Annotated in this window: 18 protein-coding genes; 13 read left to right on the forward strand and 5 right to left on the reverse strand. The window is 72.1% G+C overall.

Features of this window, described 5'->3' with window-relative positions:
* Nucleotides 1–335: 335 nt before the first annotated feature.
* The 6 genes from OHT01_RS12030 (at nucleotide 336) to OHT01_RS12055 (ending at nucleotide 12,005) form a co-directional block, all read left to right on the forward strand.
* The gene (locus OHT01_RS12030; RefSeq protein ID WP_328553137.1) at nucleotides 336–2,894 is read left to right on the forward strand and encodes a S8 family serine peptidase; all 2,559 of its coding nucleotides are present in this window, start codon (nucleotides 336–338) and stop codon (nucleotides 2,892–2,894) included.
* Nucleotides 2,894–5,857: an FG-GAP repeat domain-containing protein gene (locus OHT01_RS12035; RefSeq protein ID WP_328553138.1), complete on the forward strand. Its 2,964-nt coding sequence runs from the start codon at nucleotides 2,894–2,896 to the stop codon at nucleotides 5,855–5,857. The genes OHT01_RS12030 and OHT01_RS12035 overlap by 1 nt, the downstream gene beginning before the upstream one ends.
* A gap of 87 nt (nucleotides 5,858–5,944) precedes the next feature.
* Nucleotides 5,945–9,286 carry an ATP-binding protein gene (locus tag OHT01_RS12040; RefSeq protein WP_328553139.1) on the forward strand — a complete coding sequence of 1,114 codons (3,342 nt, stop codon included), beginning with the start codon at nucleotides 5,945–5,947 and terminating at the stop codon, nucleotides 9,284–9,286.
* 109 nt (nucleotides 9,287–9,395) lie between these two features.
* A complete protein-coding gene (locus OHT01_RS12045) occupies nucleotides 9,396–10,106 on the forward strand; it encodes a VanZ family protein (protein ID WP_328553140.1) in 711 nt (236 codons plus the stop codon).
* A gap of 68 nt (nucleotides 10,107–10,174) precedes the next feature.
* Nucleotides 10,175–10,927: a response regulator transcription factor gene (locus OHT01_RS12050; RefSeq protein ID WP_328553141.1), complete on the forward strand. Its 753-nt coding sequence runs from the start codon at nucleotides 10,175–10,177 to the stop codon at nucleotides 10,925–10,927.
* Nucleotides 10,920–12,005 (forward strand): sensor histidine kinase, encoded by a 1,086-nt coding sequence (locus OHT01_RS12055; protein ID WP_328553142.1) that lies wholly within the window; start codon nucleotides 10,920–10,922, stop codon nucleotides 12,003–12,005. The genes OHT01_RS12050 and OHT01_RS12055 overlap by 8 nt, the downstream gene beginning before the upstream one ends.
* Before the next feature lie 42 nt (nucleotides 12,006–12,047).
* Here the strand turns inward: OHT01_RS12055 and OHT01_RS12060 are convergent, their stop codons facing one another.
* The 3 genes from OHT01_RS12060 to OHT01_RS12070 all read right to left on the reverse strand — a co-directional run bounded on the left by OHT01_RS12060 (nucleotide 12,048) and on the right by OHT01_RS12070 (nucleotide 15,774).
* Nucleotides 12,048–13,238: an ABC transporter substrate-binding protein gene (locus OHT01_RS12060; protein ID WP_328553143.1), complete on the reverse strand. Its 1,191-nt coding sequence runs from the start codon at nucleotides 13,236–13,238 to the stop codon at nucleotides 12,048–12,050.
* A gap of 82 nt (nucleotides 13,239–13,320) precedes the next feature.
* Complete coding sequence (locus OHT01_RS12065; protein WP_328553144.1) at nucleotides 13,321–14,196, reverse strand: sensor histidine kinase; 876 nt, start codon at nucleotides 14,194–14,196, stop codon at nucleotides 13,321–13,323.
* Nucleotides 14,197–14,334: 138 nt separating this feature from the next.
* Nucleotides 14,335–15,774, reverse strand: a complete 1,440-nt coding sequence (locus OHT01_RS12070; protein WP_328553145.1) for a gamma-aminobutyraldehyde dehydrogenase — start codon at nucleotides 15,772–15,774, stop codon at nucleotides 14,335–14,337.
* A gap of 187 nt (nucleotides 15,775–15,961) precedes the next feature.
* Between OHT01_RS12070 and OHT01_RS12075 the strand changes: the two genes are divergently transcribed.
* The 7 genes from OHT01_RS12075 to OHT01_RS12105 all read left to right on the forward strand — a co-directional run bounded on the left by OHT01_RS12075 (nucleotide 15,962) and on the right by OHT01_RS12105 (nucleotide 23,256).
* Nucleotides 15,962–16,477: an Lrp/AsnC family transcriptional regulator gene (locus OHT01_RS12075; protein ID WP_328553146.1), complete on the forward strand. Its 516-nt coding sequence runs from the start codon at nucleotides 15,962–15,964 to the stop codon at nucleotides 16,475–16,477.
* On the forward strand, nucleotides 16,462–17,844 hold the full coding sequence (locus OHT01_RS12080; protein ID WP_328553147.1) for an aspartate aminotransferase family protein: 1,383 nt from the start codon (nucleotides 16,462–16,464) through the stop codon (nucleotides 17,842–17,844). Before OHT01_RS12075 ends, OHT01_RS12080 begins: the two co-directional genes overlap by 16 nt.
* Before the next feature lie 211 nt (nucleotides 17,845–18,055).
* A complete protein-coding gene (locus tag OHT01_RS12085; RefSeq protein WP_328553148.1) occupies nucleotides 18,056–18,793 on the forward strand; it encodes an ABC transporter ATP-binding protein in 738 nt (245 codons plus the stop codon).
* The gene (locus OHT01_RS12090; protein WP_328553149.1) at nucleotides 18,775–20,460 is read left to right on the forward strand and encodes a hypothetical protein; all 1,686 of its coding nucleotides are present in this window, start codon (nucleotides 18,775–18,777) and stop codon (nucleotides 20,458–20,460) included. Before OHT01_RS12085 ends, OHT01_RS12090 begins: the two co-directional genes overlap by 19 nt.
* Nucleotides 20,461–20,578: 118 nt before the next feature.
* Nucleotides 20,579–20,986: a VOC family protein gene (locus OHT01_RS12095; protein ID WP_328553150.1), complete on the forward strand. Its 408-nt coding sequence runs from the start codon at nucleotides 20,579–20,581 to the stop codon at nucleotides 20,984–20,986.
* Nucleotides 20,987–21,293: 307 nt separating this feature from the next.
* A complete protein-coding gene (locus OHT01_RS12100; protein WP_328553151.1) occupies nucleotides 21,294–22,409 on the forward strand; it encodes an LOG family protein in 1,116 nt (371 codons plus the stop codon).
* 187 nt (nucleotides 22,410–22,596) lie between these two features.
* Nucleotides 22,597–23,256: an LAETG motif-containing sortase-dependent surface protein gene (locus OHT01_RS12105; RefSeq protein ID WP_328553152.1), complete on the forward strand. Its 660-nt coding sequence runs from the start codon at nucleotides 22,597–22,599 to the stop codon at nucleotides 23,254–23,256.
* A 72-nt stretch (nucleotides 23,257–23,328) separates the two neighbouring features.
* Here the strand turns inward: OHT01_RS12105 and OHT01_RS12110 are convergent, their stop codons facing one another.
* Entirely contained in the window at nucleotides 23,329–24,387 is a 1,059-nt protein-coding gene (locus OHT01_RS12110) for an ABC transporter ATP-binding protein (RefSeq protein WP_328553153.1), read from the reverse strand.
* A complete protein-coding gene (locus tag OHT01_RS12115; RefSeq protein WP_443043523.1) occupies nucleotides 24,388–25,986 on the reverse strand; it encodes an ABC transporter permease in 1,599 nt (532 codons plus the stop codon). It lies immediately after the preceding gene.
* Nucleotides 25,987–26,060 lie beyond the last annotated feature (74 nt).

A 26,060-nucleotide genomic window follows, 5' to 3' on the forward strand; every position in this document is an offset into this window, starting at 1 on the left:
GAATCGCTCTCTTTCGTCGGTCCGCCCGCCCGTTGGCACGGCGGGCTGCGTTAGGGATCGAGCGGAGAGACGAGCCGGCGACGGACGGGGTTGTAAAGAACGGGCAAAGGCGTCGCGGGGAACGGGAATCCGGCCGGGGCCGGGGCGACGCGCTCCCGTTCCGGCGCCAACCTCGGCCCGACTGGCCGGTGTTGGCGCGACACCCCAGGGGCACGAGACCTGGTTCGCCCGGGAAAGGGGGCAGTTGTACGGCCGGACCGAGCCCTGTAATGCCCGAGTAACAGCGTCTCCCTAGCGTCCGTGCTCCCCCTACCGTTCCCGGAGGAGCACCCCCGATGCACCTGCCCCAACCGGCCCGGCGCAGAGGCGCCGTCTGGGTGGCGGCCGCCTTCACCGCGACCGCCCTGCTGACCGCGTCGACACCCGCACTCGCCGCCGGCGCCCCGCCGTCGGCCGAGGTCGACTCCGCGCTCACCGCCGCCGTGGCCAAGGGCGGTGACGCGACGTTCTTCGTCGTCCTGAAGGACCGGGCGGACCTGTCCGCGGCCAAGAAGCAGAAGACGCACGCCGCGAGGGCCGGGGCCGCCTTCAAGGAGCTGCGCGCGAAGGCCGCGGACAGCCAGTCCTCCCTCGCGTCCTTCCTGGACAGGAAGAGGATCGGCCACAAGGACTACTGGATCGCGAACGCGATCCAGGTCACCGGTGACCAGACCCTCGTGAACGAACTGGCGAAGCGTTCGGACGTCGCGTCGATCGTCAAGGAGCAGCACTACAAGCTCGACGACATCGAGACCGCCGACAACAGGATCACCAAGTCCCGCACGGACTCCTCCGCGAGCGGTGACGACACCCCCGAGTGGGGCGTCGCGGACATCAACGCCGACGACGTGTGGAACCAGTACGACGACCGCGGTGAGGGCATCGTCATCGCCAACGTCGACTCGGGCGTGCAGTACGACCACCCCGACCTCGTCGCCCAGTACCGCGGCAACAACGGCGACGGCTCCTTCACGCACGACTACAACTGGTACGACCCGACCGGCCAGTGCGGCACCAGTGGTGTCCCCTGCGACAACAACGGTCACGGCACCCACACGATGGGCACGATGGTCGGCAGGAACGGCATCGGTGTCGCGCCGAACGCCAAGTGGATAGCCGCCAAGGGCTGCGAGTCCTCCTCCTGTTCGGACGAGTCGCTGCTCGCGGCCGGACAGTGGATCCTCGCGCCGACCGACCACAACGGCCAGAACCCGCGCCCGGACCTCGCGCCGAACATCGTCAACAACTCCTGGGGCGGCGGCGACACGACGTTCTACCAGGACATCGTCGAGGCCTGGAACGCCGCCGGCATCTTCGAGGCGTTCGCGGCCGGCAACGACGGTGACGGCACGACCTGTTCCACCGCGCACGCCCCCGGCTCGCAGGCCCCGTCCTACGGCGTCGGTGCCTACGACTCCACCGGCACCATCGCCTCCTTCTCCGGCTTCGGCCCCTCGCTCGTCGACGGCTCGATGAAGCCGGACATCTCGGCGCCGGGCGTCAACGTCCGGTCCACGTGGCCCGGTTCGTCGTACAACACCGAGTCCGGTACGTCGATGGCGACCCCGCACGTCGCGGGCGCGGTCGCGCTGCTGTGGTCGGCGGCCCCCTCGCTGATCGGCAGGATCGACGAGACCCGCGCCCTGCTCGACCAGGGCGCGCGCGACGTCGACGACACCCACTGCGGCGGCACCGCCGGCAGGAACAACGTGTGGGGCGAGGGCAAGCTCGACATCCTCGCCTCCGTGGACAGGGCCCCGCACACGGCGGCCACCGTCACCGGCAAGGTCACCGACAGGGCGACCGGCGCGGCCCTCGCCAAAATCACCGTCAAGGCCACCGGCACGGGCGGCGACGTCCGCACGGTCACCACCGCCGCCGACGGCACCTACAAGCTCGCCCTGCCGGCCGGCACCTACACCTTCGGGTACAGCGGCTACGGCTACGCGAACGGCTCGGCCACCGGCGTCACGGTCACCGAGAACCAGTCCCTCACCCAGGACATCGCGCTCGCCGCGGTGGCCTCGCACAAGGTCGGCGGCATCGTGCTCGACGTCACCGGCAAGCCGCTCGCGGGCGCCACGGTCGAGGTGACCGGCTCCCCGGTCGCCTCCGTCACCACCGACGCCAAGGGCACGTACTCCTTCGCACGGGTCGCCGAGGGCACCTACGGCCTGACGGTCGAGCCCGCGGCGCCGGTCCTGTGCAACGGCGTCTACACCGGCACCGCCACCGTCTCCTCGGCCGACCTGACGAAGGACGTCCAGGTACCGGCCCGCACCGACAGTTCCGGCAACGGCTGCGCCCCGGCCGCCTACTCCTGGATCGCCGGCTCCAAGAAGGTCGCGCTGACCGGCGACGAGGACTCGGCGAGCGTCTCGCTGCCCTTCCCGGTGAGCCTGTACGGCGTCTCGTACTCCTCCACCTCCGTCACGACCGACGGCCTGGTGAACTTCCTGTCCTCGCGCGTCGGCGACTACAGCAACACCGCGCTGCCGACGACCGGCCCGAACGGTGTCAAGGGCATCATCGCCCCGCTGTGGGACGACCTCACCCTCGACAAGAAGTCGTCCGTGCAGACCGCCACGACCGGCACGAAGGGCAACCGCCGGTTCGCCGTCGTCTGGAACAACGCCGCCTACGCCAACGGCACTTCGGGCCGCTCCTCCTTCGAGGTCGTCTTCGACGAGGCGACCGGAGCGGTGACGGTCCAGTACCGGTCGGTCGCGGACAAGGGCGCGGGTGCCACCGTCGGCATCGCGAACCAGTCCGGCACCGACGCCCTCCAGTACTCCTTCAACCAGTCCGTGATCGCCGACGGCACCGCCGTCCGCTTCGCGCAGGGAGCCAAGTGATGAGAGCCCACCACTCGCGGCGGGCCCTGCGGCTCGCCTCCGCCCTGGTCTCGGCGGGCCTGTGCCTGACCGTGAGCCCGCGGGCCCTGGCCGCCGACGACAGCGGCTCGGCCATGAAACTGACCAGCGCCGAGGCCGGGACGCTCGCCGCCCACGTAGGCCTCGACCCGAACGCCGACGCCACCGACACCGGCACGGTCAGCCCCAAGTCCGCCGACACCCCGAAGTCCGCCGCCGACGGCACGGACAACGACTCCGGCAGCGGCAGCGGCAGCGGCTCGCAACTGGACGGCGCCTCCGCCGACGCCGACGCGACCGCCGAGGTCACCCTGACCGCCGGGTCCACGCTGGAGGGCGTGCGCGGCATGGGCGCCACCGTGCCCGTCGGCAGGAACGGCGACTACTTCACCGTCAACAGCATGGGCTATGTGCAGCGGCACACGGCCGACGGCGGTGAGGTGTGGGCGCGCACCAGCGGTTCCTTCTACACCGATTGGCAGGTCAAGCCGACGCAGCCGTGGCGGACCGAGCCCTACCCGGCGCAGATCCTGATGGGCTACAACGCCGTCTCGCCGTTCGCCGCCACCTCGGACAACGGTTACTCGACCGGCGACCTGACCGGCGACGGCGTCCCGGACGTGGTCTTCTCGGCGCAGGTCGGCACCACCCCGTACCCGCGTCCGTTCACCTCGCCGGGCTCGTCGCTGACCACGGGCACGTTCGTCACCGTCCTCGACGGCAGGACCGGCAGGACCATGTGGTCGAAGCTGTACAACCGCGCCTCCATGGTCAAGATCGTCGACGGCACCCTGCTGGTGGCCGACGCGCCGCGGCTGAGCGGCGACTCCAAGGTCCCGGCCGCCGCCACGGCGACCCTGACGGGCATCCGTTTCTCCTCCGCGGACGGTGTGCTGACACCGGCCCGGACCTGGACGTACGACACCGGGGAGGCCCGCAAGGCCAACTGGGGCGACATCCAGGACCTGGGCAAGGGCAAGGTCGTCGTCTCCTGGAACCTGGCCAAGGCCACCGGTGTCGACGCGCGCGGGCGCACCCTCGTGCTCGACACGGCGGACGGCTCGGTGGACTGGCAGACCGACAGCATGCTCTACGGCCGCCAGCTCCGCGTGGACACGGGCCGCAGGCGGATCGTCGCGCTGGAGCAGCAGGACGCCACCGACGCCGTGCGCTACGAGGTCGCCTCCTACGATCTGAAGACCGGTCACCGCGCCACGCTGGAGACCCGGGACAACGTCCTGCCCACAGCGCTGACGGTCGGTGACCTCACCGCGAAGGACGGCGACGAGTACGCGGTCGCCGAGTCCTCGCTCGACGAGGACTACTGGGTCAACGCCAGCACCGTGCGGGTGCTCGACGGCACCGCCCCGGACACGCTGCTGTGGTCGAGCACGGTCAAGCGCGACGCCGACAACAGCAAGGACGCGGCGAGCGTGTGGCGGCTGCAGGTGGCCGACGGCAGGCTGGTCACGTCCGCCCAGGACGACCGCGAGATCAACGGGGCGAACAACCCCGGCGGCGGGCGGTACGCGTCCTTGACGGTCTACTCCGTCAAGGGTGACATCAAGTGGCAGCAGAAGGGTGTCGCCGCCGCCCCGATGTACCAGGACGTCTTCACCGATGCCCGGGGCACGCACGTGCGGGTCGTCGACCAGGCGGAGAACGTCCGCACGTTCAAGCTGGGCAGTGGCAAGGCCGAGGACGTGACGCCGCTGATGGGCGACATCGCGTACGCCAAGGCCACCGACCTGGACAAGGACGGCAAGAAGGACGTCGTCATGGCCGGCTCGTCCGACGGCGTGTGGGCCTACTCGGGCCCGTCGCTGGTGAGCGGCAAGCCCGAGAAGCTGTGGCAGGCCACCGTGCCCGGCGCGGTGCACGACGTCGAGACCGGTGACGTCGACGGCGACGGCAGGCCGGAGATCGTCGTCGCGGCCGACACCGCCGTGGTCGTCCTCGACGGGAGGACGGGCAGGACCCTCGCCACGATCGAGGGCGGCGAGGGCCAGTACGTGCGCTCCGCCAAGCTGGCCGACCTGGACGGCGACGGCGAGCTGGACATCCTCGTCCCGACCGACGCCCTGCGCGCCTACCACGGTGACGGCCACGCGCTGTGGACGTACAGCGCGCCCGGGTCCGCGGGCGAGGTGCGCTTCACCGACCCGTCCGTGAACGACGGCAAGGTCTACGCGGCCTATGCCGGTCTCGACGCGTACCAGCGGACCGACGCGGTGACCGACGCCGTGGCGCTCGGCGCCAGGAACGGCAAGGTCCGCTGGGACGTCGCGCCGAAGGCCCCGGCGGAGGCGGTCGGCGGCGTCCGCACCGCCACCCCGAACGACGGCGTCCTCGCGTCGAAGGAGATCCCGTACGCGGACGGGCACGCGGTCGTCTACCAGTGGAACGTCACCGCCCCCATCGACGTCGACGGTGCCCAGTCCCTCAGCCCGCGGAACTACTTCGAGATCCGCGACGGCCGCACCGGTGAGGTGCTGCACTCCGGCTACGCGGGCGGTCTGTGGACGCACTTCAGCTACTTCACCGACGACGGTGCGCTGTACGAGGGAGGCACGGCCTCCTTCCGGCGGTACGAGGCCGACGGCGTGGACACCAAGGCCGGGGTGCTGCCGCAGTCCTACGGCGGCGGCTTCCTGACCGGTCCCGGCGGCCGCAAGCTGCTGGTCGCCGGCGTCGAGGGCGGGCTCTACCTGTGGGACCCGAGCATCTTCGAGTCCACCGACACCTGGGCGGACAGCGCCGGCAGCGCGACCCTCATGGGCGCGCGCGACTACCTCGCCGCCGACCTGGACGGTGACGGGGTGGACGAGGCACTCTCGCTCACCGGCGACTACAACGGCCTCGACCGAATGGCCGAGGAGTTCGGCGGTCGCTACTACCTGCCGAACAACGCCATCCACCAGGTCACCACGTACAAGCTCTCCTGACCCTCGCTCCACACCGGTGGACCGCACCCGGACCCCCTGGGCCTCGCCCAGGGGGTCCTCGGCGTGCTCGGCTACGCTGTCGCCCACATGAGCGCGCACGAGGCGAACGGGACGGAACCGGCCGCTCCACTGCTCCGGCTGCGCCTTTTCGGCGGGTTTCACGCGACTCGCGACAGCGGTCCCCCGCTCGCCGAGAAATGGCCGCGGCCCGGCGCCCGCGCCCTGGTCAAGCTCCTCGCCGTCGTCCCCGGCCACCGGCTCCACCGCGGCCAGGCCATGGACGTCTGCTGGCCCGACGCCGACCCCCAGGCCGCCGCCGGCAGCCTCCGGGTCGCCCTGCACGCGGCCCGGCACGCCCTGGAACCCGAACTCGCCAGGCGCGCCGCCTCCTCGTACCTGATCTCCGACGGGACGCTGCTCCGCCTCGACCCGGCCACGGTGCGGATCGACGCCGACGACGCCGAGACGGCTGCCCGGGCCGCCCTCGCCGACGGCGACGTGGCCGAACTGAGCGACGCGCTGGGCCGGTTCACCGGTGAGATCCTGCCGGAGGACCGTTACGCGAGCTGGGCCGAGGAACGACGCGGGCAACTCGCCCTGCTGCGTGAGCAGTTGCTGCTCCGGCTCGCCGAAGGGCAACTGGAGCGGGGTGCCGCCTCCGAAGCGGCGGCCGTGGCCGAACAGGTCCTCGCCCTCAGCCCGACCGAGGAACTGGCCCACCGCGTCCTCATCGACGCCCTGCTGCGCCAGGGACTGCGCCGCCAGGCCGTACGCCGGTACCACGTGTGCCACGAGGTCCTGTCGGCGGAACTCGGGGTACGGCCGGGCCCCGAGACGGAGCGGCTGCACCGGGCGGCCCTGGCCGCGGCACCCGCCCCCGTCCCCGCGGCCCCGTCGCTCCCCGCCCCGCTCCGGGCCACCCGCACCGAGCCGCCGTTGCGCGGCCGGGACGCCGTGCTCGACCGGCTTCTCACGGCGGACGGACCGCCGGTCACCCTGCTCACCGGCGAGGCGGGCGTGGGCAAGACCCGCCTGGTGAGCGAGGTCGCCCGGCGTGCCGCCGCGGACGGCACGGCCGTGCTGTGGGGCGGCGGCCAGGACTCCGAGGGACACACGCCGTACGGGGCGTTCGCGGAGGCGCTGGAGGGCTGGCTCGCCGAACACAGCGCCGACGAGCGGGCCCGGGTCGGCTCCGAGTACCCCGAACTGGCCTCGTTCCTCCCGTCGCTGGGGCAGGTGGGAACCTCCGGTGAGCGCAGTCCGGAGGAGGAACGGGACCGGCTGTTCCGTGGCATCACGGCACTGCTCGGCGACCTCGCCGCGGCCCGCCCGGTGCTGGTCGTCCTCGACGATCTGCACGCCGCCGACACGGACTCGTACCGCCTGCTCGGTCATCTGGCCCGTCGGGCCGTGGAGCGGGACACCGCCCTGCGGTTCCTGGCGACCTACCGCGAGGAGGAGCTGCCCGACGGCGACGCGCGCCGCTCGGCCGTGGCCTCCCTCCTGCGCCGACGCCACGGCGCACGCGAGGAGTTGAGCCGGCTCGACAAGGAGGCGTGCCTGGCCGTCGTCCGTGACGCGGCCACGGACCCCTCGGACGAGGACCGGGTCCACCGGGTATGGGAGCTCTCCCTCGGCAACCCGCTGTTCGCCCTCGAACTCGCCCACGGCCCGGCCGCCGAGGAGGGCGAGGGTCTCGCCCCCGAAGGTGTACGGGGGCTGGTGGCCGACCGGCTCGTACGGCTCGACACGGACGCGCGCCGCGTCGTCGAGGCGCTCGCCGTGGCGGGCGGCGACACCGCGCTGTCCGAACTGCTCGATGTCGCCGAACACGGGCTGCACCCCCCGGTCGCCGGGGCCGCGGCGGCCGACGCCCTGGAGCAGGCCATCGCCGCCTCGCTGGTCGAGGAACGGCCCGTCGTGGTGGCCGGACGGTCCGAGGAAGGGGTGGCCTTCCGGCATCCGCTGGTCCGGCTCACCTGCTACGAACAACTCGCGGGAGTCCGCCGCAGGCAACTGCACGCCGCGTTCGCGCAGGCGGTCAGACGGCGCCGGCCCGACGCCGTCGACACCCTGGCCTCCCACTTCGCCCGCGCCGACGACCCGCGCGCGGCCGAGTACCTGCGCCGAGCGGCGGAGCGGGCCGCGGCCCTGTACGCGAACGACACCGCCGACCGCTACTACCGCGACCTGGTGGCCCGGCTGGACGTCGACGCGGCCCGCGCCCGGCTCGCCCACGCCCATGTCCTGCGGAGAATGGGCCACTTCGAGCAGGCGGCCGACGCCCTGCGGCTCTCCCTGGCGGAGTTCGAGCGGCGCGAGGACGGTGACGAAGCCGTCCTCGCCTCGGCGCTGCTCGCCGAGACCCTGGCCAGGACGAGCGCCCCGGCAGCCGCCCGCCGCACGCTGCGGGAGCACCCGGTGACCGCGGACACCGGTCCGGAACCGGCCGCGAGTCACTTCCTCGCCCTGTCGGTGGTCCGCTGCGTCCAGGGGCGGTACACGTCCGGGCACGAGGCCGCCCGGCAGGCCCTGGCCGCGGCGCGGAACGTGCCGGGAGGGTCCGGGCAGCGGCTGGTGGCCCGCGCCTTCGCGATGCAGGCCGCCAACCTCGGGCTCGCCGGCCGCTTCGACCAGGCACGCGAAGCGGGCGACCAGGCGCTGGCGCCGGCCGAGGCGTACGGAGATCCGACCCTGCTGGGCTCGGTCCTGTCGATGCTGCGCGAGAACGCGCGGCGGGCGGGAAGACTGCGGGAGGCCGTCGACATCGGAACCCGCGCGCTCGGCCTCGCCGAACAGTCCGGCGATCCGACCGCCGCCGCGTTCGAGCGGGCGAACCTCGCCGAACTGCGGCTCCTGCTCGAAGAGCCCGAACCGGCCCGCGTCCTGGCCGAGCAGGCCGTGGCGGGCGCGCGGGCGTACGACGCCTGGTGCCTTCCGTACGCCCTCGCGACACTGGCCCGCGTGCGGGTCCTCGCGGGCGCGCCGGCGGAGGCCACCGCCCTCCTGGACCGTGCCGGGGCGGAGGCCGCCGCGCTCGGCGACCGGCAGGCGGAGCACGAGGTGCGCACCGCGCGTGCCGAACTCGCGCTGCACGCCCGCCGTCCGCAGGACGTGCTGCGCGCCCTGGACGGACACACCGGCGACGCGCCCGTGCTGGTGGCCTGGGCGGAGCTCCTGTCGGGACGGGCCGAGGCGGCGCTGCGGCTCGCCCGCGCCGAGGTGTCACGGGCCGAGCGCACCGGGGAACGTCTCGCCGAGGTCGAGGCCCGGATCGCCCTCGGGACCTCCCTGTCCCGACTGGCGCGTCCCGGGGAGGGCGGAAAGGAACTGACGCGGGCCGAGTCACTGGCCGGGGTACTGCCGTATCCCGCCGGAACACGCCGGGCGGCCCGGGCCCGGGACCTGCTGCGCGACGCGCGACGGTGAGCCCGTCCCCGCCCGGCACCCACGTTCCCTGATGCCGGGGGCGCGTGTATCGCGGGTGTATCGAAAATCGCATACGCCGCCGCAACGGCCCACCGTCTCTCATGAGGACATGGACCACAACGCATCCCTGCCGGCACCACCACGCCGCCTGCGCCGGATCGTGCTGCTCGGCCTGGCGATCCTCGGCTCCGCGGGCGCCGCCTTCGTCGTACGGCGGCCGCTCATGATGTCCGCCCCTGTGTGCGCGGCCGGCCGGTGGCACGGCTGCTTCGACACCTTCAACGGTGTGGTGCTCATGACCCTGGCCGCGCTGCCGTTGGCCCTGCTCGTGGTGTGGGTCCTGGCCCGCGTCCGGCGTGCCGCGGGCGTCGCACCGGCGCGGGCGTGGCGGATGTCGCTGGCCGAGGTGGGCATGGTCCACGGGACGGTGCCGTTCCTGTGGCTGACCATGATGCCGGGCGCCGGACCGGGCACCGCTGCACGCCGGGTGAGCCTGGTGCCGCTGCGGGACCTGGTCACGATGGGACCGCTCGGGATCGCCGGCAACCTGCTGGTCCTCGCGTCGCTGGGGTTCTTCGCGCCGATGCGGTTCGCGGCGCTGGCGTCCGTGCCGCGGATCCTGGCCCTCGGGGTGGGCTGCTCAACCCTGATCGAGACCGCGCAGTACGTCCTGTGGCTGGACCGGGTGTCCTCCGTGGACGACGTACTGGTCAACACCGTCGGCGCCGTGCTGGCCGCGCTGGCTTCGCGCCGCTGGTGGCGCACCGCTGCGGAGGTGCCGTCGGACCGGCCCCGCCCCGCGCCGGCACCGGTGGGCTGAGCCACGCGTCCGGTGTGCGCGGGTCGTTGCATACGTCGGCGATATCGCGCGCTGCTTAGGCTTCAGCCATGCGTGTACTGATCGTGGAGGACGAGCCCTACCTTGCCGAGGCCGTCCGTGACGGTCTGCGGCTGGAGGCGATCGCCGCCGACATCGCCGGTGACGGCGACTCCGCGCTGGAGCTGCTGAGCATCAACTCCTACGACCTCGCGGTCCTCGACCGTGACATCCCCGGCCCGTCCGGCGACGAGGTCGCCCGGCGTATCGTCGCCTCCGGCAGCGGCATCCCGATCCTCATGCTCACCGCCGCCGACCGGATCGACGACAAGGCTTCCGGGTTCGGGCTCGGCGCCGACGACTACCTCACCAAACCGTTCGAGCTGCGGGAACTCGTCATGCGGCTGAGGGCGCTCGACCGCAGACGCGCGCACGCCCGGCCCCCGGTCCGCGAGATCGCGGGCCTGCGGCTGGACCCCTTCCGGCGGGAGGTCTCGCGCGACGGACACCATGTCGCCCTCACCCGGAAGCAGTTCGCCGTGCTGGAAGTCCTCGTCGCGGCCGAAGGCGGTGTCATCAGCGCCGAGGAGCTGCTGAGGCGGGCCTGGGACGAGAACGCCAACCCCTTCACCAACGCCGTGCGCATCACGGTCTCCGCACTGCGCAAACGGCTCGGCGAACCCTGGATCATCGCCACCGTGCCCGGCGTCGGCTACCGGATCGACTCCGGGACCGGCGACGGGAGGGACACCGGCGTGGACACCGGTACGGGCGGCATCGCCCCCGGCGGGGACAGCACCGGCACCGGCGGCGCGCGTGCCTAGACGCCCAGGGCTCAGCGCGCGGCTGAGACTCGCCCTCAGCTACGCCGGGTTCCTCGCCGTCGCCGGAGCTCTCCTGCTGACCGTCGTGTGGGTGTTCCTGCTGCGCTACGTACCCGACAACTCCCAGGGCCTTCTCGGGGTCTCGCCCAACCGCTATCTCCTTGAGCACACCTTCGCCCCCGCCGCGGCCGAGGCGATGCTCTTCCTGCTCGTGTTCGGTCTCCTCGGGGGATGGATCCTCGCCGGCCGGATGCTCGCACCGCTCACGCAGATCACGGCCGCGGCACGCCTGGCCGGGAACGGGTCGCTGTCCCACCGGATCCGCATGAAGGGCCGCCAGGACGAATTCCGTGAGCTCTCCGACGCGTTCGACTCGATGCTCGAACAACTCGAATCCCATGTCGCGGAGCAGCGGAGGTTCGCCGCGAACGCCTCCCACGAACTGCGCACCCCGCTGGCCGTCTCGCGGACGCTCCTCGACGTCGCCCGCAAGGACCCCACGCGGGACAGGGGCGAACTCATCGAGCGCCTGCACGCTGTCAATACGCGGGCGATCGACCTCACCGAGGCACTCCTGCTGCTCAGCCGCGGCGACCGCGGGAACTTCACCCGCGAGAGCGTCGACCTCTCCCTCCTCGCCGAGGAAGCCGCCGAAACGCTGCTCCCCCTCGCCGAACGGCGCGGGATCACCCTGGACGTCACCGGCGGGCCGGCCCGGACCAGCGGCTCCGCGGAGCTCCTGCTGCGGATGACGGCGAACCTCGTCCAGAACGCCATCGTCCACAACCTCCCCGCCGGCGGCACCGTCACGGTCCGCACCGAGGAGCACGGCGACACGAGCGTGCTTCGGGTGGAGAACACGGGCCGTCCGCTCCCACCGGAACTGGTACCGACCCTCACCGAACCCTTCCAGCGCGGAGCGGCACGGGTACGCACGGACGAGCACGCCGGCGTGGGCCTCGGCCTGGCCATCGTGCACAGCGTCGTCCGCGCCCACGACGGGACCCTCGGCCTCGCCCCCCGCCCGTCCGGCGGCCTCGTCGTCACGGTCCGGCTTCCGCGCGGTTCCTGGGGATAGGTCCTCGCGGGGCCTGGACCGTCGAGGAGGTCCGCCCGTGGTTCACAGCCCGGCTATCGCGTTCCAGCGCTTGGCGAACTCCGTGCGCTCGGTGGACGTGATGTCCCGGGCGATCGCGAGGCGCTCGCGCATGGTCGCGTCCGGGAAGATCAGCGGGTCCTCGGCGAGGGCCGCGGTGTCCTTGTCCTTGGAGGAGGCGAGGACGTCCTGGGCGGCGGGGACCGGACAGACGTAGTTGACCCAGGCGGCCAGCTCCGCGGCGACCTCCGGCTGGTAGTAGAAGTCGATGAGCTTCTCGGCGTTCGCCTTGTGCCGGGCCAGGTTCGGGATCATCAGCGACTCGGCCCACAACTCGGCGCCCTCCTCGGGGACGACGAAGCGGATGTCGGGGTCGTCGGCCTGGAGCTGGATCACATCGCCCGAGTAGGCCTGGCAGGCCAGTACGTCCCCGCCCGCGAGGTCCTTGATGTAGTCGTTGCCGGTGAAGCGGCGGATCTGGCCGCGGCGCACCTGCTTCTCGACCTGATCGCACACCTGGTGGAAGTCGTCGGGCCGCCACTTCGTGATGTCGACGCCGTTGCCCTGCATGAGCAGCGCGAACGCCTCGTCCAGGCCGGAGAGCAGGGTGACCCGGCCCTTGAGGTCGTCGGCCCACAGATCCGAGACGTGCCGGATCTCCCGGCCGACCTTGCGGCGGTTGTACGCGATGCCGGTGATCCCCGACTGCCACGGCACGGAGGCCTTGCGGCCGGGGTCGAAGGCGGGCGAGCTCAGCAGCGGATCGAGGTACCTGGCGACGTTCGGCTGCCGGGACCGGTCCATCTCCTGGACCCAGCCGAGCCGGACGAAACGGGCGCACATCCAGTCGCTGATGACGATGAGGTCGCGGCCGGTCCGCTGGTGGTTCATCAGGGACGGGCTGATCTTGCCGAAGAACTCGTCGTTGTCGTTGATCTCCTCGATGTAGTCGACGGAGATCCCGGTGCGCTTCTGGAATGCCTCCAGCGTCGGGCGCCGGGTGGTGTCCTTGTCATCGGTGTCGATGTACAGCGGCCAGTTCGCCCAGGTCAGTCGCTTGTCCGTGGCCGAGAGGTCGGCTCCGGCGCGATCGCCCGGTCCCACGTACGCCGCCGGTACCCCGCATCCCGCCAGGGCTCCGAGCGCGGCACCACCGCCCAGGGCGCGCAGCAGGGACCGGCGGGACGGGGGCGGGGTCTTCCGATTCACTGGCACGCGCGAAGCATGTCCAACCGGGCCCGGTCCGGACAATGGACGCTGCGTCGACCAGTCGCCCGCCGACCCGACACCCTGTCGATCAGTTTCCGGCCCTCTCGAAGACCGGGGGCGCTTCGGCCGATTCCGGCCGGGGAGCGGGCGGTGCGCAGGCGGGGAACGTGACCTTCACCGTCAGGCCGCCCCGCGGACGGGGCCATGCCTCGACGGTGCCGCCGTGAGCGGTGGCCACGGCCGTGACGATGGACAGACCGAGGCCCAGTCCCTCGCGATGACGGCCCTTCCCGCCCGACCGGGGCCGAGGGTGCGCGCGGGTCCGTTCCGCGCCCAGGCGCCGGAACGGCTGGAAGAGTCCGGCCACCTGCTCGCGCGGGATCACCGGGCCCGTGTTGTCGATCCGCAGGACGGGTCGGCCCGCCTCCGTTCCGGTCCACAGCCGAACCCAACTCTCGCCGTTCTCCGGGCTGTTGTGCCGTACGGCGCTGTCCGCGAGGTTGACCACCAGGCACTCGACGAGCTGAGGGTCACCCAGGACGGACGCGGGTCCCAGGTCGGCCCGCACCCGCGGCCCTCCGTCCTCGGACCCGCCACTCTCGGACCCGGCATTCTCGGACCCGGCATTCTCGGACCCGGCGTCCACCGCCGCGTCCGGCAGCCGTCCCCGCACCATCTCGGCGAGGTCGATGAACTCCCGGCGCTGGAGCCCCCGTTGGCTGCGCGCGAGCGTCAGCAGGGCGTCGATCAGCCGGACCTGTTCCTGCCCGGCCGCCCGCACCCGCAGGCACGCGGCCCGCAGGCTCGCCACCGACGGCCCGGGATCGGCGAGCGCGACGTCCACGATGGCCTGCTGGAGCGTGAGAGGGGTGCGCAGTTCGTGCGAGGCGTTGGCGACGAACTGCTGCTGCGCCTCGAACGCGCCCTCCAGCCGCCCCAGTACGTCGTCGAAGGTGTCCGCCATCGCCTTGAGTTCGTCCTCGGGGCCCGGTACGGCCAGTCGCTGGCGGAGGTTGTCCGCGGAGATCCGCCGGGCGGGAACACCGCGGCCCCGGACGGGATCAGCTCCCGTCCGGGGCCGCGGTGGTTCACGCCGTACGTACTACGCGTCGAGCGACGTCATCACGTGCTTGATGCGCGTGTAGTCGTCGAAGCCGTACGCGGAGAGGTCCTTGCCGTAGCCGGACTTCTTGAAGCCGCCGTGCGGCATCTCGGCGACCAGCGGGATGTGGGTGTTGATCCACACGCAGCCGAAGTCGAGGGACTTGGACAGGCGCATCGCGCGGCCGTGGTCCTTGGTCCACACCGAGGAGGCCAGCGCGAAGTCGACGCCGTTGGCCCACTCGATCGCCTGGGCCTCGTCCGAGAAGGACTGGACGGTGATGACCGGGCCGAAGACCTCGTTCTGGATGATCTCGTCGTCCTGCTTGAGACCGGAGACGACGGTCGGGGCGTAGAAGTAGCCCTTGTCGCCGACCTGCTTGCCGCCCGACTCCACCTTTGCGTGCGCGGGCAGCCGCTCGATGAACCCGGCGACCTGCTTGAGCTGGTTGGGGTTGTTCAGCGGGCCGTAGAGCACGTCCTCGTCGTCCGGCTGACCGGTCTTGGTCTCGGCGGCGGCCTTGGCGAGCGCGGTGACGAACTCGTCGTGGATCGACTCCTGGACGAGGACGCGGGTGGCGGCCGTACAGTCCTGGCCGGCGTTGAAGAAGCCCGCGACCGAGATGTCCTCGACGGCCTTGGCGATGTCGGTGTCCTCGAAGACGACGACCGGGGCCTTGCCGCCCAGCTCCAGGTGGACGCGCTTGACGTCCTTGGACGCCGACTCGGCGACGGAGATGCCCGCGCGGACGGAACCCGTGATGGAGGCCATCGCCGGGGTCGGGTGCTCGACCATCGCGCGGCCGGTGTCGCGGTCGCCGCAGATGACGTTGAAGACGCCCTTGGGCAGGATGCCGCCGAGGATGTCGGCGATCAGGACCGTGGAGGCCGGGGTGGTGTCCGAGGGCTTCAGGACGACCGTGTTGCCCGCGGCGAGGGCCGGGGCGAACTTCCACACCGCCATCATCATCGGGTAGTTCCACGGCGCGACCTGGGCGCAGACGCCGATCGGCTCACGGCGGACGATCGAGGTCATGCCCTCCATGTACTCGCCGGCCGAGCGGCCTTCGAGCATGCGGGCGGCACCCGCGAAGAAGCGGATCTGGTCGACCATCGGCGGGATTTCCTCGGACCGGGTCAGCCCGATCGGCTTGCCGGTGTTCTCCACCTCGGCCGCGATCAGCTCCTCGGCCCGCTCCTCGAACGCGTCCGCGATCTTCAGGAGGGCCCTCTGGCGCTCGGAGGGGGTCTTGTCCCGCCACTGGGGGAAAGCCGCGGCGGCGGCCGCCATCGCGGCGTCGACGTCCGCCTGGCCGGAGAGCGGCGCGGTCGCGTACGCCTCGCCGGTCGCGGGGTTGACCACCTCCGTGGTCCGTCCATCGGCGGCATCGCGGAACTCTCCGTCGATGTAATTGCGCAGACGACGCAGCTCGGTGCTCACTGCCCGGCCCTCCTGTCGGATGTCCAACGACTCAGGTGTCCACTACCTGAGATGCCTGGCCCCCACCCTAATCCGTGACTCCACGTTTTCAACACCCCCGAACGGCTCAGAACTGCGAAATCCGCAAGACACGTACCCGTAAACAACGAATTTCATTGCCTGAACCTTGCGGAACTGTCGAGACGTCGTGCACAGTGGGGTCGTGGTCAGTCGAAGCGCGGAACCCAGGGACTCCCGCGAGTCCAGGAACGGCAGTCCCCAGTTGGACACCGTCTCCCTCGCCATCATCGAGCAGCTCCAGCAGGACGGACGCCGCCCGTACGCCGCGATCGGCAAGGCCGTGGGCCTCTCCGAGGCCGCCGTGCGCCAGCGTGTCCAGAAGCTGCTCGACCAGGGCGTCATGCAGATCGTCGCCGTCACGGACCCGCTCACCGTGGGCTTCCGCAGGCAGGCGATGGTGGGCATCACGGTCGAGGGCGACCTCGACCCGGTGGCCGAAGCGCTGACTGCCATGTCGGAAGTCGAGTACGTGGTGATGACCGCGGGCTCGTTCGACATCCTCGCCGAGATCGTCTGCGAGGACGACGACCACCTGCTGGACGTCATCAACAAACGCATCCGGGCCCTGCCTGCGGTGCGCTCCACCGAGAGCTTCGTCTACCTGAAGCTCAAGAAGCAGACCTACATGTGGGGAACCCGATAGCCGTGAGCACCAAGGACCTCAGCAAGACCGCGTACGACCACCTGTGGATGCACTTCACCCGCATGTCCTCGTACGAGAACGCGCCCGTTCCCACCATCGTCAAGGGTGAGGGCACCTACATCTACGACGACAAGGGCAAGCGCTACCTCGACGGTCTCGCGGGCCTGTTCGTGGTCCAGGCCGGTCACGGCCGTACCGAGCTGGCCGAGACGGCCTTCAAGCAGGCCCAGGAGCTGGCCTTCTTCCCGGTGTGGTCCTACGCCCACCCCAAGGCCATCGAGCTGGCCGAGCGCCTCGCCCACCACGCGCCGGGCGACCTGAACAAGGTGTTCTTCACGACGGGTGGCGGCGAGGCCGTCGAGACCGCGTGGAAGCTGGCCAAGCAGTACTTCAAGCTGCAGGGCAAGCCGACCAAGTACAAGGTCATCTCGCGTGCGGTCGCCTACCACGGCACCCCGCAGGGCGCCCTGTCCATCACCGGCCTGCCGGCCCTCAAGGCCCCCTTCGAGCCGCTGGTCCCGGGCGCCCACAAGGTCCCCAACACCAACATCTACCGCGCCCCGCTCTTCGGCGACGACCCCGAGGCCTACGGCCGCTGGGCCGCCGACCAGATCGAGCAGGAGATCCTCTTCGAGGGCCCGGAGACCGTCGCCGCGGTCTTCCTGGAGCCGGTGCAGAACGCCGGCGGCTGCTTCCCGCCGCCGCCCGGCTACTTCCAGCGCGTGCGCGAGATCTGCGACCAGTACGACGTACTGCTCGTCTCGGACGAGGTCATCTGCGCCTTCGGCCGCCTCGGCACGATGTTCGGCTGCGACAAGTTCGGCTACGTACCGGACATGATCACCTGCGCCAAGGGCATGACCTCGGGCTACTCCCCGATCGGCGCGTGCATCGTCTCCGACCGCATCGCCGAGCCGTTCTACAAGGGCGACAACACCTTCCTGCACGGCTACACCTTCGGCGGCCACCCGGTCTCCGCCGCCGTGGCGCTGACCAACCTCGACATCTTCGAGCGCGAGGGCCTCAACCAGCACGTGCTGGACAACGAGGCCAACTTCCTGAAGACCCTGCAGAAGCTGCACGACCTGCCGATCGTCGGCGACGTCCGCGGCAACGGCTTCTTCTACGGCATCGAGCTGGTGAAGGACAAGGCCACCAAGGAGACCTTCACGGACGAGGAGTCGGAGCGCGTGCTCTACGGCTTCGTCTCCAAGAAGCTCTTCGAGTACGGCCTCTACTGCCGCGCCGACGACCGCGGTGACCCGGTCATCCAGCTCTCGCCGCCGCTGATCTCCGACCAGTCGACCTTCGACGAGATCGAGGGGATCGTCCGTCAGGTCCTGACGGAGGCGTGGACCAAGCTCTGATCTTCCCCCCGGAGATCAACAACGGCCCCGGTGCCGCCCGTTCGAGTGAGAATGGGCGGCCCGGGGCCGCGTGCTGTCCGGCCTCCCGGCCCCGACTCCCTAGCGTGCCCAGTGACCGATCGGCCCTGCCTTCGTTCCCCCGTCCGGGGGACCGAGCGACCTCGAAGAGATCGCCGGGCACGGCACATCAGATCTGAACGAGGTGTACGCGATGGTGGCCCCGCCTGACAACGACGTGCTCTGGGCACGCGCCCTGCACGTCAAGCACAACGGATCCCCCGCGCTCAGCGGTGTCTCGCTCGGCGTCCGGGAGGGCGAGATCCTCGCCGTCGGCGGCCCGCGCGGCAGCGGCAAGACGACCCTCCTCCAGTGTCTGTCCGGCCAGCTTCTGCCGCAGGCGGGCGAGGTCTGGTTCAACAGCTCGCCCGTGCACACCATGGGCCCGCTCACCCGCGAGCGGCTGCGCCGGGACCGGTTCGGCTGGATCGACCCGGTCGCGATGCTGGTCCCCGAGCTGAACGCCTGGGAGAACACCGCCCTGCCGCTGATGCTGCGCGGCTGGACCCGCCGGGCCGCCAAGACCACGGCCCTGGAGTGGCTGGAGCGCCTGGACATCGGCGGCTGCGCCCGCAAACGCCCGCACGCCCTGCTCCAGGCCGAGCGGCAGCGCGTCGCGATCGCCCGCGCCCTCGCCCCCACCCCCACCGTGCTGTTCGCAGACGAGCCGACGGCCCCGCTGCACCGCGCCGACCGCGCCCATGTGCTGCGCACGCTCACCACGGCGGCCCGCTCGCACGGCATCACCGTCGTCCTCGCCAGCCACGACGCGGACACCACGGCGCTGGCCGACCGGACGGTGTCCCTGCTCGACGGACGGCGTGTGAACACGGTCCACCTGCCCCCGGTCACCGAGACGGAAGGCCGGGCCGCGTGCTCGCTCTCCGTCTAGCCCGCGGCGGCCACCCCCTCGTCCAGCTCCGCCGGCTCCTGGTCGCCGCCGCCTCCGCGGGCACCGGGTTCCTGCTGCTGTGCACGCTGGGTTACGCGATGAGTCACCCGGACGCCTCGGCCGCCGGCGCGCTGCGCCTGGCCTGGTGCGTCGTTCCCCTCGCCTCGACGGTCTACTTCGCCGTGGCGGTGGCCCGTACCGACCCCGCCACCCGGCCCCGGACCGGCCTGTCCGCCATCGGCCTCGGTCCCGGCCGACTGATGGCGATCTCCGCGGTCACCACGGCCCTCTCCACGCTCCTCGGCTCGCTGCTCGCGCTGCTCCTCTTCCTGCACCTGCGCGGCGACCTGACCGGCATCCCGTTCGGCGGCGCGGCGGCGGACTTCCTCGCCTCCGGCCAGTCCCTGCCCCTGCCCGCGGCCCTGACACTGCTCGCGCTGGTGCCGGTCGCGGCGTCCGGCGCCGCCGCCGTGGCGCTGCGCCCGCGGCACGGCGGGCCGCAGCGCACCGCCTGGTCGTACGGACGCAGCTGGATCTCGGCACGGCAGAACGCCATCGCGAGCGCCCCGCGGCGCGGGCCCCTGACCGGCGGACGGCAGGCGGACGACCGCCGGGGCGCGCCAGACGGCCGGGGCACGCTCACCGCCTCCACCGGCCCGCCCGGCGCCTCCGCCCCGGCCGGCACGGCCGCCGTCCCCACCGCGAGCGGCACGGCCGACGGCTTCACCACGACCGGCACGGGCGACGCGTTCCGGGACGCGTCCGCGGACGCCGACGGTGCCGCCCCGCCCCAGCCGGACCCGCGGACCCCGGACGCCGACGCTTCGGCGGGCTCCGACGGCCCCGACTTCCACTGGACCGCCGAGGCCTACGCCGGCGGGGACACCGCTCAGCGGGTGGGCGTACAGGACCGTTCGGGCGCCGCCGCCCTCGGGCGCCCCGGGACGCCCGCGCCCTACGAGGCGGCGGACGGATCGTACGAGGGTCCGGACTCGCCCGCGGGCCACACGGACCGGCATCGGGCCGCCGAGGCCGACGCCCGTCGGCTGCCTCCCGGGGAGACCTCCCCGAACGGGCTCCCCTGGGGCGCGGCCACCCTCGCGGCCGGGCTGGCCGTCGAGACGTACGCGAGCCGTTCGGGACCCGCGCCCGCGCTCGCGCTGCCCGGCGGATTCATCGGCGGTCCGGCCGGGGTACTGCTCGGCTGGGTGCTGACGGCGGTCGGTCTGGCCCTCGCGGGACCCGCGATCACGTACTTGTGCGGGCGGCTGCTCCAGGCCGTACGTCCGGGCGCGCTGCGCCTGCTGGCCGGGCGGGTGCTCCAGTCGGAGGCGCGGCGGATCGGGCAGCCGCTGGGCGTGGTGTGCGCGGTGGCGTCGGGCGGGTTCGCCATGACGGCGCTGTACACCGGTGCCCGGCCCGCCTTCGGTCCGCTGACCACCCTCGGCGCCCTGCTGGTCGCCGGGTGCACGCTGCTGACGCTGGCGACAGCCGCCGTCGAGGCGAAGCACGCTCGCGCGGACACCACGGCGGCCCTGCTGCGGCTGGGGGCCCCCGCCACGCTGCTGCGCGGCGCCGCGGCACTGCGCGCCGGGGTGCTGTTCGCCGCGTTCGCCCCGCTGACCTGGGCGGTCGCCGAGCTGGCCGCGCTTCCCCTGATCGGCTGAACCGCCCACGGACCGGTCCTCGCGATCCGGGAGGAAAAAGTCCGCGCCGGGCGATGATTTCGGGGCGGGCCCCCGGTCTATCCCTGCGAACGGCACCACACTGACGGGAGACCCTCACATGTACCAGCAGATGATCTTCGTGAACCTGCCGGTGTCCGATGTGGACACCTCGAAGAAGTTCTTCACGGAGCTCGGCTACGCGATCAACCCGCAGTTCTCCACCGACGACTGCGCCTGCGTGGTGATCAGCGACACGATCATCGCGATGATGCTCAGCAAGCAGCGCTACGCGGACTTCACCAAGAAGCGGATCGCGGACGCGACGAAGACGAGCGAGGTGCTGCTGTGTCTGAGCGCCGAGAGCCGCGAGAAGGTCGACGAGCTGGTCGACGCCGCGATCGCGGCGGGCGGCTCGGGGACCGGCGAGGCGCAGGACCAGGGCTTCATGTACGGCCGCGCCTTCGACGACCCGGACGGCCACACCTGGGAGGTCATGTGGATGGACCCGGCGGCGGTCCAGGGCTGAGACGGGCTGCCCGGTTCGCGTTCCGGGGCCGGCGCGCGGTACAGGGGTCCGCGCGCCGGCCCCGTGGCGTCACCTCCCGGGGCCGGCTCGGCCTCCCGCTCGGCCGGGCCCTCCCGTTCGCGCCCACGGCCCCGGAGTGGCCCGGGTCGGCCCGCGTCGGCCCGGAGCGGCCCGGTGTCCGTGTGCGTCGCATGGCGGAGCGTCACCCGCGCACCCGGCGAACCGGGGTGACACGACAACAGGCGAGTCCCCGTGCGGGCTCCGCCGGTCCGGGGGTACTCCGAAGGGCAGCCCCTAGCATGGCCGCGTGCTGCCCACTCCTCTTCACTCATCCCATGACCGCGAGATCGAGTCCCTCAGCGAGTTCGACGACGTGGTCTCGACGGGCGGCTCGCTCGCCCGGTTCCGTGTCCAGGCCGTCGATCTGACGGGCCGTACGCGGGATCTGCTCTCCCTGGACACCGCGGGTGCCGTCTTCCTCGGCTGCCCGATGGAGCCGGAGGCCGCCGCGGGCGTCCGGGCCTCGGGCGCCCTCGTCTTCCCGCCCGTACCGGGCCTCCCCCTCGACCCCTACCGGGGCCGTCTCTACTCCCCCGACGAACTGTTCGCCTCCCTCGACGCGGGATACGAGGCGACCCCGGACGCCCGCGCGTACGCCTGGTTCCAGCAGACCAGATCCGACGGCGACATATTCGCGTCGATGGTGCGCGCGGTCCACGACGACTCCGTCTCGGACGCGCTCGACGAACTCCTCGTCGGGGTAAGGGTGGTCGGTGTGATGGGGGGCCACGCGATGGCCCGCGGCACCGAGGCGTACGCGGGTGCCGCGCGGCTCGGCCGCACACTCGCGCGCTCCGGACTCATGGTCGCCACCGGCGGCGGCCCCGGCGCGATGGAGGCGGCGAACCTCGGCGCCTACGCGGCTCCGTTCGACGACGCCATGCTCGACGAGGCGCTGCGCGTCCTGGCCGCCGTCCCGTCGTTCACGCCCTCGATCACCGACTGGGCGCGCGCCGCGTTCGAGGTGCGCGGCCGCTGGCCCTCGGGTGGCCCCTCGGTCGGCGTCCCCACCTGGTTCTACGGCCATGAGCCGCCGAACGCCTTCGCCGCCCACACGGCCAAGTACTTTGCCAACGCGACCCGCGAGGACGGGCTGCTGGCCCGCTCGAACGCGGGTGTCGTCTTCCTGCCGGGCGCCGCCGGGACCGTACAGGAGATCTTCGACAACGCGACCCCCAACTACTACGGGTCGAGGGGCGAGCCCACCCCCATGGTCCTGGTGGACCGTGCGCACTGGACCGAGAAGTACCCCGCCTGGCAACTGCTCAAGTCGCTGGCCTGCGAACGGGCGATGGAGTCGCGGATCGCGCTCGTCGACCGGATCGATGACGCTCCGGAGGCACTCAAACACTTCGGAGGTTAACGACTCGGCAAAGCCAACGGCAGGGCAGGGCATATGCATTGACAGCACTTAGGTCGCGCTTATAAACCTGTGAAACTCCTGGGGGAGCTGTTGCTGGAATGATTCGCAGCAAATCCCCCGACACCCCCCGCAGTTGCGCAACCTGTGAAGGGCAATCGTGTCCATATCTCGACGCACCGCACATACCGTGCGAATCCTCGGCGTTGCCTCCGCCTCTGCCGCGCTCGCGCTCGGCGTCGCCGGCAACGCACTCGCCTGCAACATTGGTGACTTCTCGGCTGCCGCCACCTGTGACGGCAACGGGAAGGGCATCATCACTGTCACTGACATCGACCGTTCCGCCAAGGAGGCCACCGTCACGGTCTTCCTCGAGCGCAACGGGGCCGACGACCACCAGGTCGGCGCCCCCCAGAAGGTCACCGGCAGCAAGGACGGCGCCACGGTCTCGTTCTCGGAGGACTGGGCTCCCAAGGCCGAGTACCGAATCCACGTCAACGTCCCGAACATCGTGGACAAGGACATCTCCCCGAACCTGGTGACGAAGGACGAGGCCTGCACCACGAAGTCGGAGTCGCCGGCCCCGTCGGAGAGCCCGAAGCCGTCGGACAGCCCCTCCGCCTCGGACACCCCCTCGGACTCGGCGACCCCGTCGGCCTCCGAGAGCAGCGCCGCTCCGGCCACCCCGGGCGACAACCAGCCGTCCGCCGCCGCCGGTGAGTCCAACCTCGCCGAGACCGGTGCGAACTCCAACACCCCGATGATCGCCGGCATCGCCGCCGCGTTCGTCATCGTCGGTGGCGGAGCGGTCTTCTTCGGCATGCGCCGCCGCGGCGCCTCGAAGGCCTGACCCGCGCCCTGAACGACCGTGTGGCCCGTCCCCGTCGAGGGGGCGGGCCACACGGCTGTCCGGGCGCCCCGGTCAGCCTGCGCGGCTCTGGGGCCCTTTACCGGCGGACGACCCGCCGAGCACGACGATCTCGGCCGCGTCGAACTCCACCCCGACCACCTCACCGGGCTCCGGCGCGTCCCGCAGGGCGCACGCCGCCTCCAGCCGGGGCGCGCCCTCGGGCTGAAGCTGTACGGCGACGTGGGTGCCCCGGAAGGTGCGTGCGGCGACCGTGCAGCGCAGCCCGTCCGCCGCGCCCACCAGCCGTACACCGGCGGGCCGTACGAGGAGGGTGCCGGGCCCCTGGGCGGCGCCCTCGGGCACCGGGACCTTGCCCCACGGGGTGTCGGCCGCCGACGCGCTCACCGTCGCCTCGACCACGTTGTCGAAGCCGAGGAAGCGGGCCACGAAGGCGTCCGCGGGATGCTGCCAGACCTCAAGTGGCGTACCGGACTGGGCGATCCGTCCGTCGCGCATCACCACGACCCGGTCGGCGAGCGCGAACGCCTCGCCCTGGTCGTGGGTGACGGCGAGCACCGTCGTACCCAACTCGCCGAAAAGGTCGCGGAGTTCGACGACGAGCCGTTCGCGCAGTGAGCGGTCCAGCTGGCCGAGCGGTTCGTCGAGCATCAGCAGCCGGGGGCTCGGGGCGAGGGCGCGGGCCAGGGCCACGCGCTGCTGCTCGCCGCCGGACAGGGAGGCGACGGCCCGGTCCCGGGCGCCGGGCAGACCGACCAGGTCGAGCAACTCCCCCACCCGGGCCGCCTGTCCACTCCTCGGCGTGCCGCGCATCCGCAGCCCGAAGGCCACGTTGCCGCCCACGTCCCGCTGCGGGAAGAGCTGATGGTCCTGGAACATCAGGCCGACGCCCCGCTTGTGCGCGGGAACGGCCGCCTGGTCCTGTCCGTCCAGCACCACCCGGCCCGCGTCCAGCGGCTGCAGTCCCGCCACCGTCCGCAGCAGCGTGGACTTGCCGCTGCCGCTCGGCCCGAGCACGCACACGATCTCGTGCTCGGCGACATCGAGGTCCACGGCGTCGAGCACGGCCCGCCCGCCGAAGCGTACGGTCGCGCCCTGCAGGCTCAGCAGCATCTAGAACTCCCCGGTCCTGTCGGTCCGTACCCGCTCCAACAGCAGCAGCGCCACCGCGCACACCACCATCAGGATCGTCGAAAGGGCCATCGCCTGGCCGTAGTTGAGATCGCCCGCGCGCCCCAGCAGCTGGGCCACGGCGACCGGCAGCGTCGGGTTGTCGGGCCGTGCGATGAAGACGGTCGCCCCGAACTCCCCGAGGGAGACGGCGAAGGCGAACCCGGCCGCGATCAGCAGCGCCCGTCGCACCATCGGCAGGTCCACCTCGCGCCACACCCGCCACGGCGACGCGCCGAGCACGGCCGCGGCCTCCCGCAGCCGCCCGTCCACCGCCCGCAGCACGGGCAGCATCGTCCGTACGACGAAGGGGACACCCACCAGTGCCTGCGCCAGCGGCACCAGGATCCAGCTCGCGCGCAGGTCCAGCGGCGGCTCGTCCAGCGCGATCAGGAACCCGAATCCCACGGTCACCGCGGAGACGCCGAGCGGCAGCATGAGCAGCGCGTCGAAGCCCCGCATGAGACGGCCGGCCCGCCGGGTGAGGGCCGCGGCGGCCAGACCGCCGATCAGCACGGCGATCGCGGTGGCGGCGAGCGCGTACTCCAGCGAGTTGCCGACCGCCTCGATCGGGGCGACGAGGAAGACTCCGCCGTCGTCGTCGGCCAGCGCCCGGTAGTAGCCGAATCCCGGGGCGCCGAGGGACCGCTGGACGAGGACCGCGAGCGGCAGCACCAGGAGGACGGCGATGCTCACGAGCACGCCCGCGAGGAGCGCCCACTGACCGGCGCCGCGCGGCCGGCGTGCCGTCGTCCCGGGGGCCACCAGACGCAGGGCGGTCTCCCGTCGGCGTACGGTCGCCGCGTGCACGACGAGGATCGCGCCCACCGCCACGAACTGGACGATCGTCAGCACCGCCGCCGTCGCGAGGTCGAAGATCTCGGAGGTCTGCCGGTAGATCTCGACTTCGAGCGTCGAGAAGGTGGGGCCGCCCAGGATCTGCACCACACCGAACGAGGTGAAGGTGAAGAGGAAGACCATCAGGGCGGCGGCGGCCACGGCGGGTCCGAGCGCCGGCAGCGTCACCCGGCGCCACGCGGCGAAGCGCGAGGCGCCGAGCACCCGCGCGGCCTCCTCCTGGCGCGGGTCGAGCTGCGACCAGAGCCCGCCGACGGTCCGTACGACGACCGCGTAGTTGAAGAAGACGTGCGCGACCAGGATCGCCCACACCGTGGTGTCCAGCCGGACGCCCCACAGCTCGTCGAGCAGCCCGCCCCGGCCGAGCAGCGCGAGGAACGCCGTGCCGACGACCACGGTCGGCAGCACGAAGGGCACCGTCACCACGGCCCGGAGGAGTTGCTTGCCCCGGAATTCGAAGCGGGCGAAGACATACGCGCCGGGGAGCGCGATCAGCAGCGTGAGCGCCGTCGAGGCGAGCGCCTGCCAGGTGGTGAACCACAGCACGTGCCGGATGTCGGGCCGGGTCGCCACGTCCCAGATCCGGCCCGGTTGCCAGCCGCCGTCCCCGTGGAGGCCGCGCGAGACGATCGCGGCGACCGGGTAGGCGAAGAAGACCGCGAAGAACGCGACGGGCAGGGCCATCAGTCCGAGCCGCGCGGCGCTCCGCCCGCGCGGCTCCCGCGAGGTCCCGTCGAACGCGCCCGCTCCGCCGGCCC

The organism is Streptomyces sp. NBC_00358 (genome assembly GCF_036099295.1).
Classification (GTDB): Bacteria; Actinomycetota; Actinomycetes; order Streptomycetales; family Streptomycetaceae; genus Streptomyces.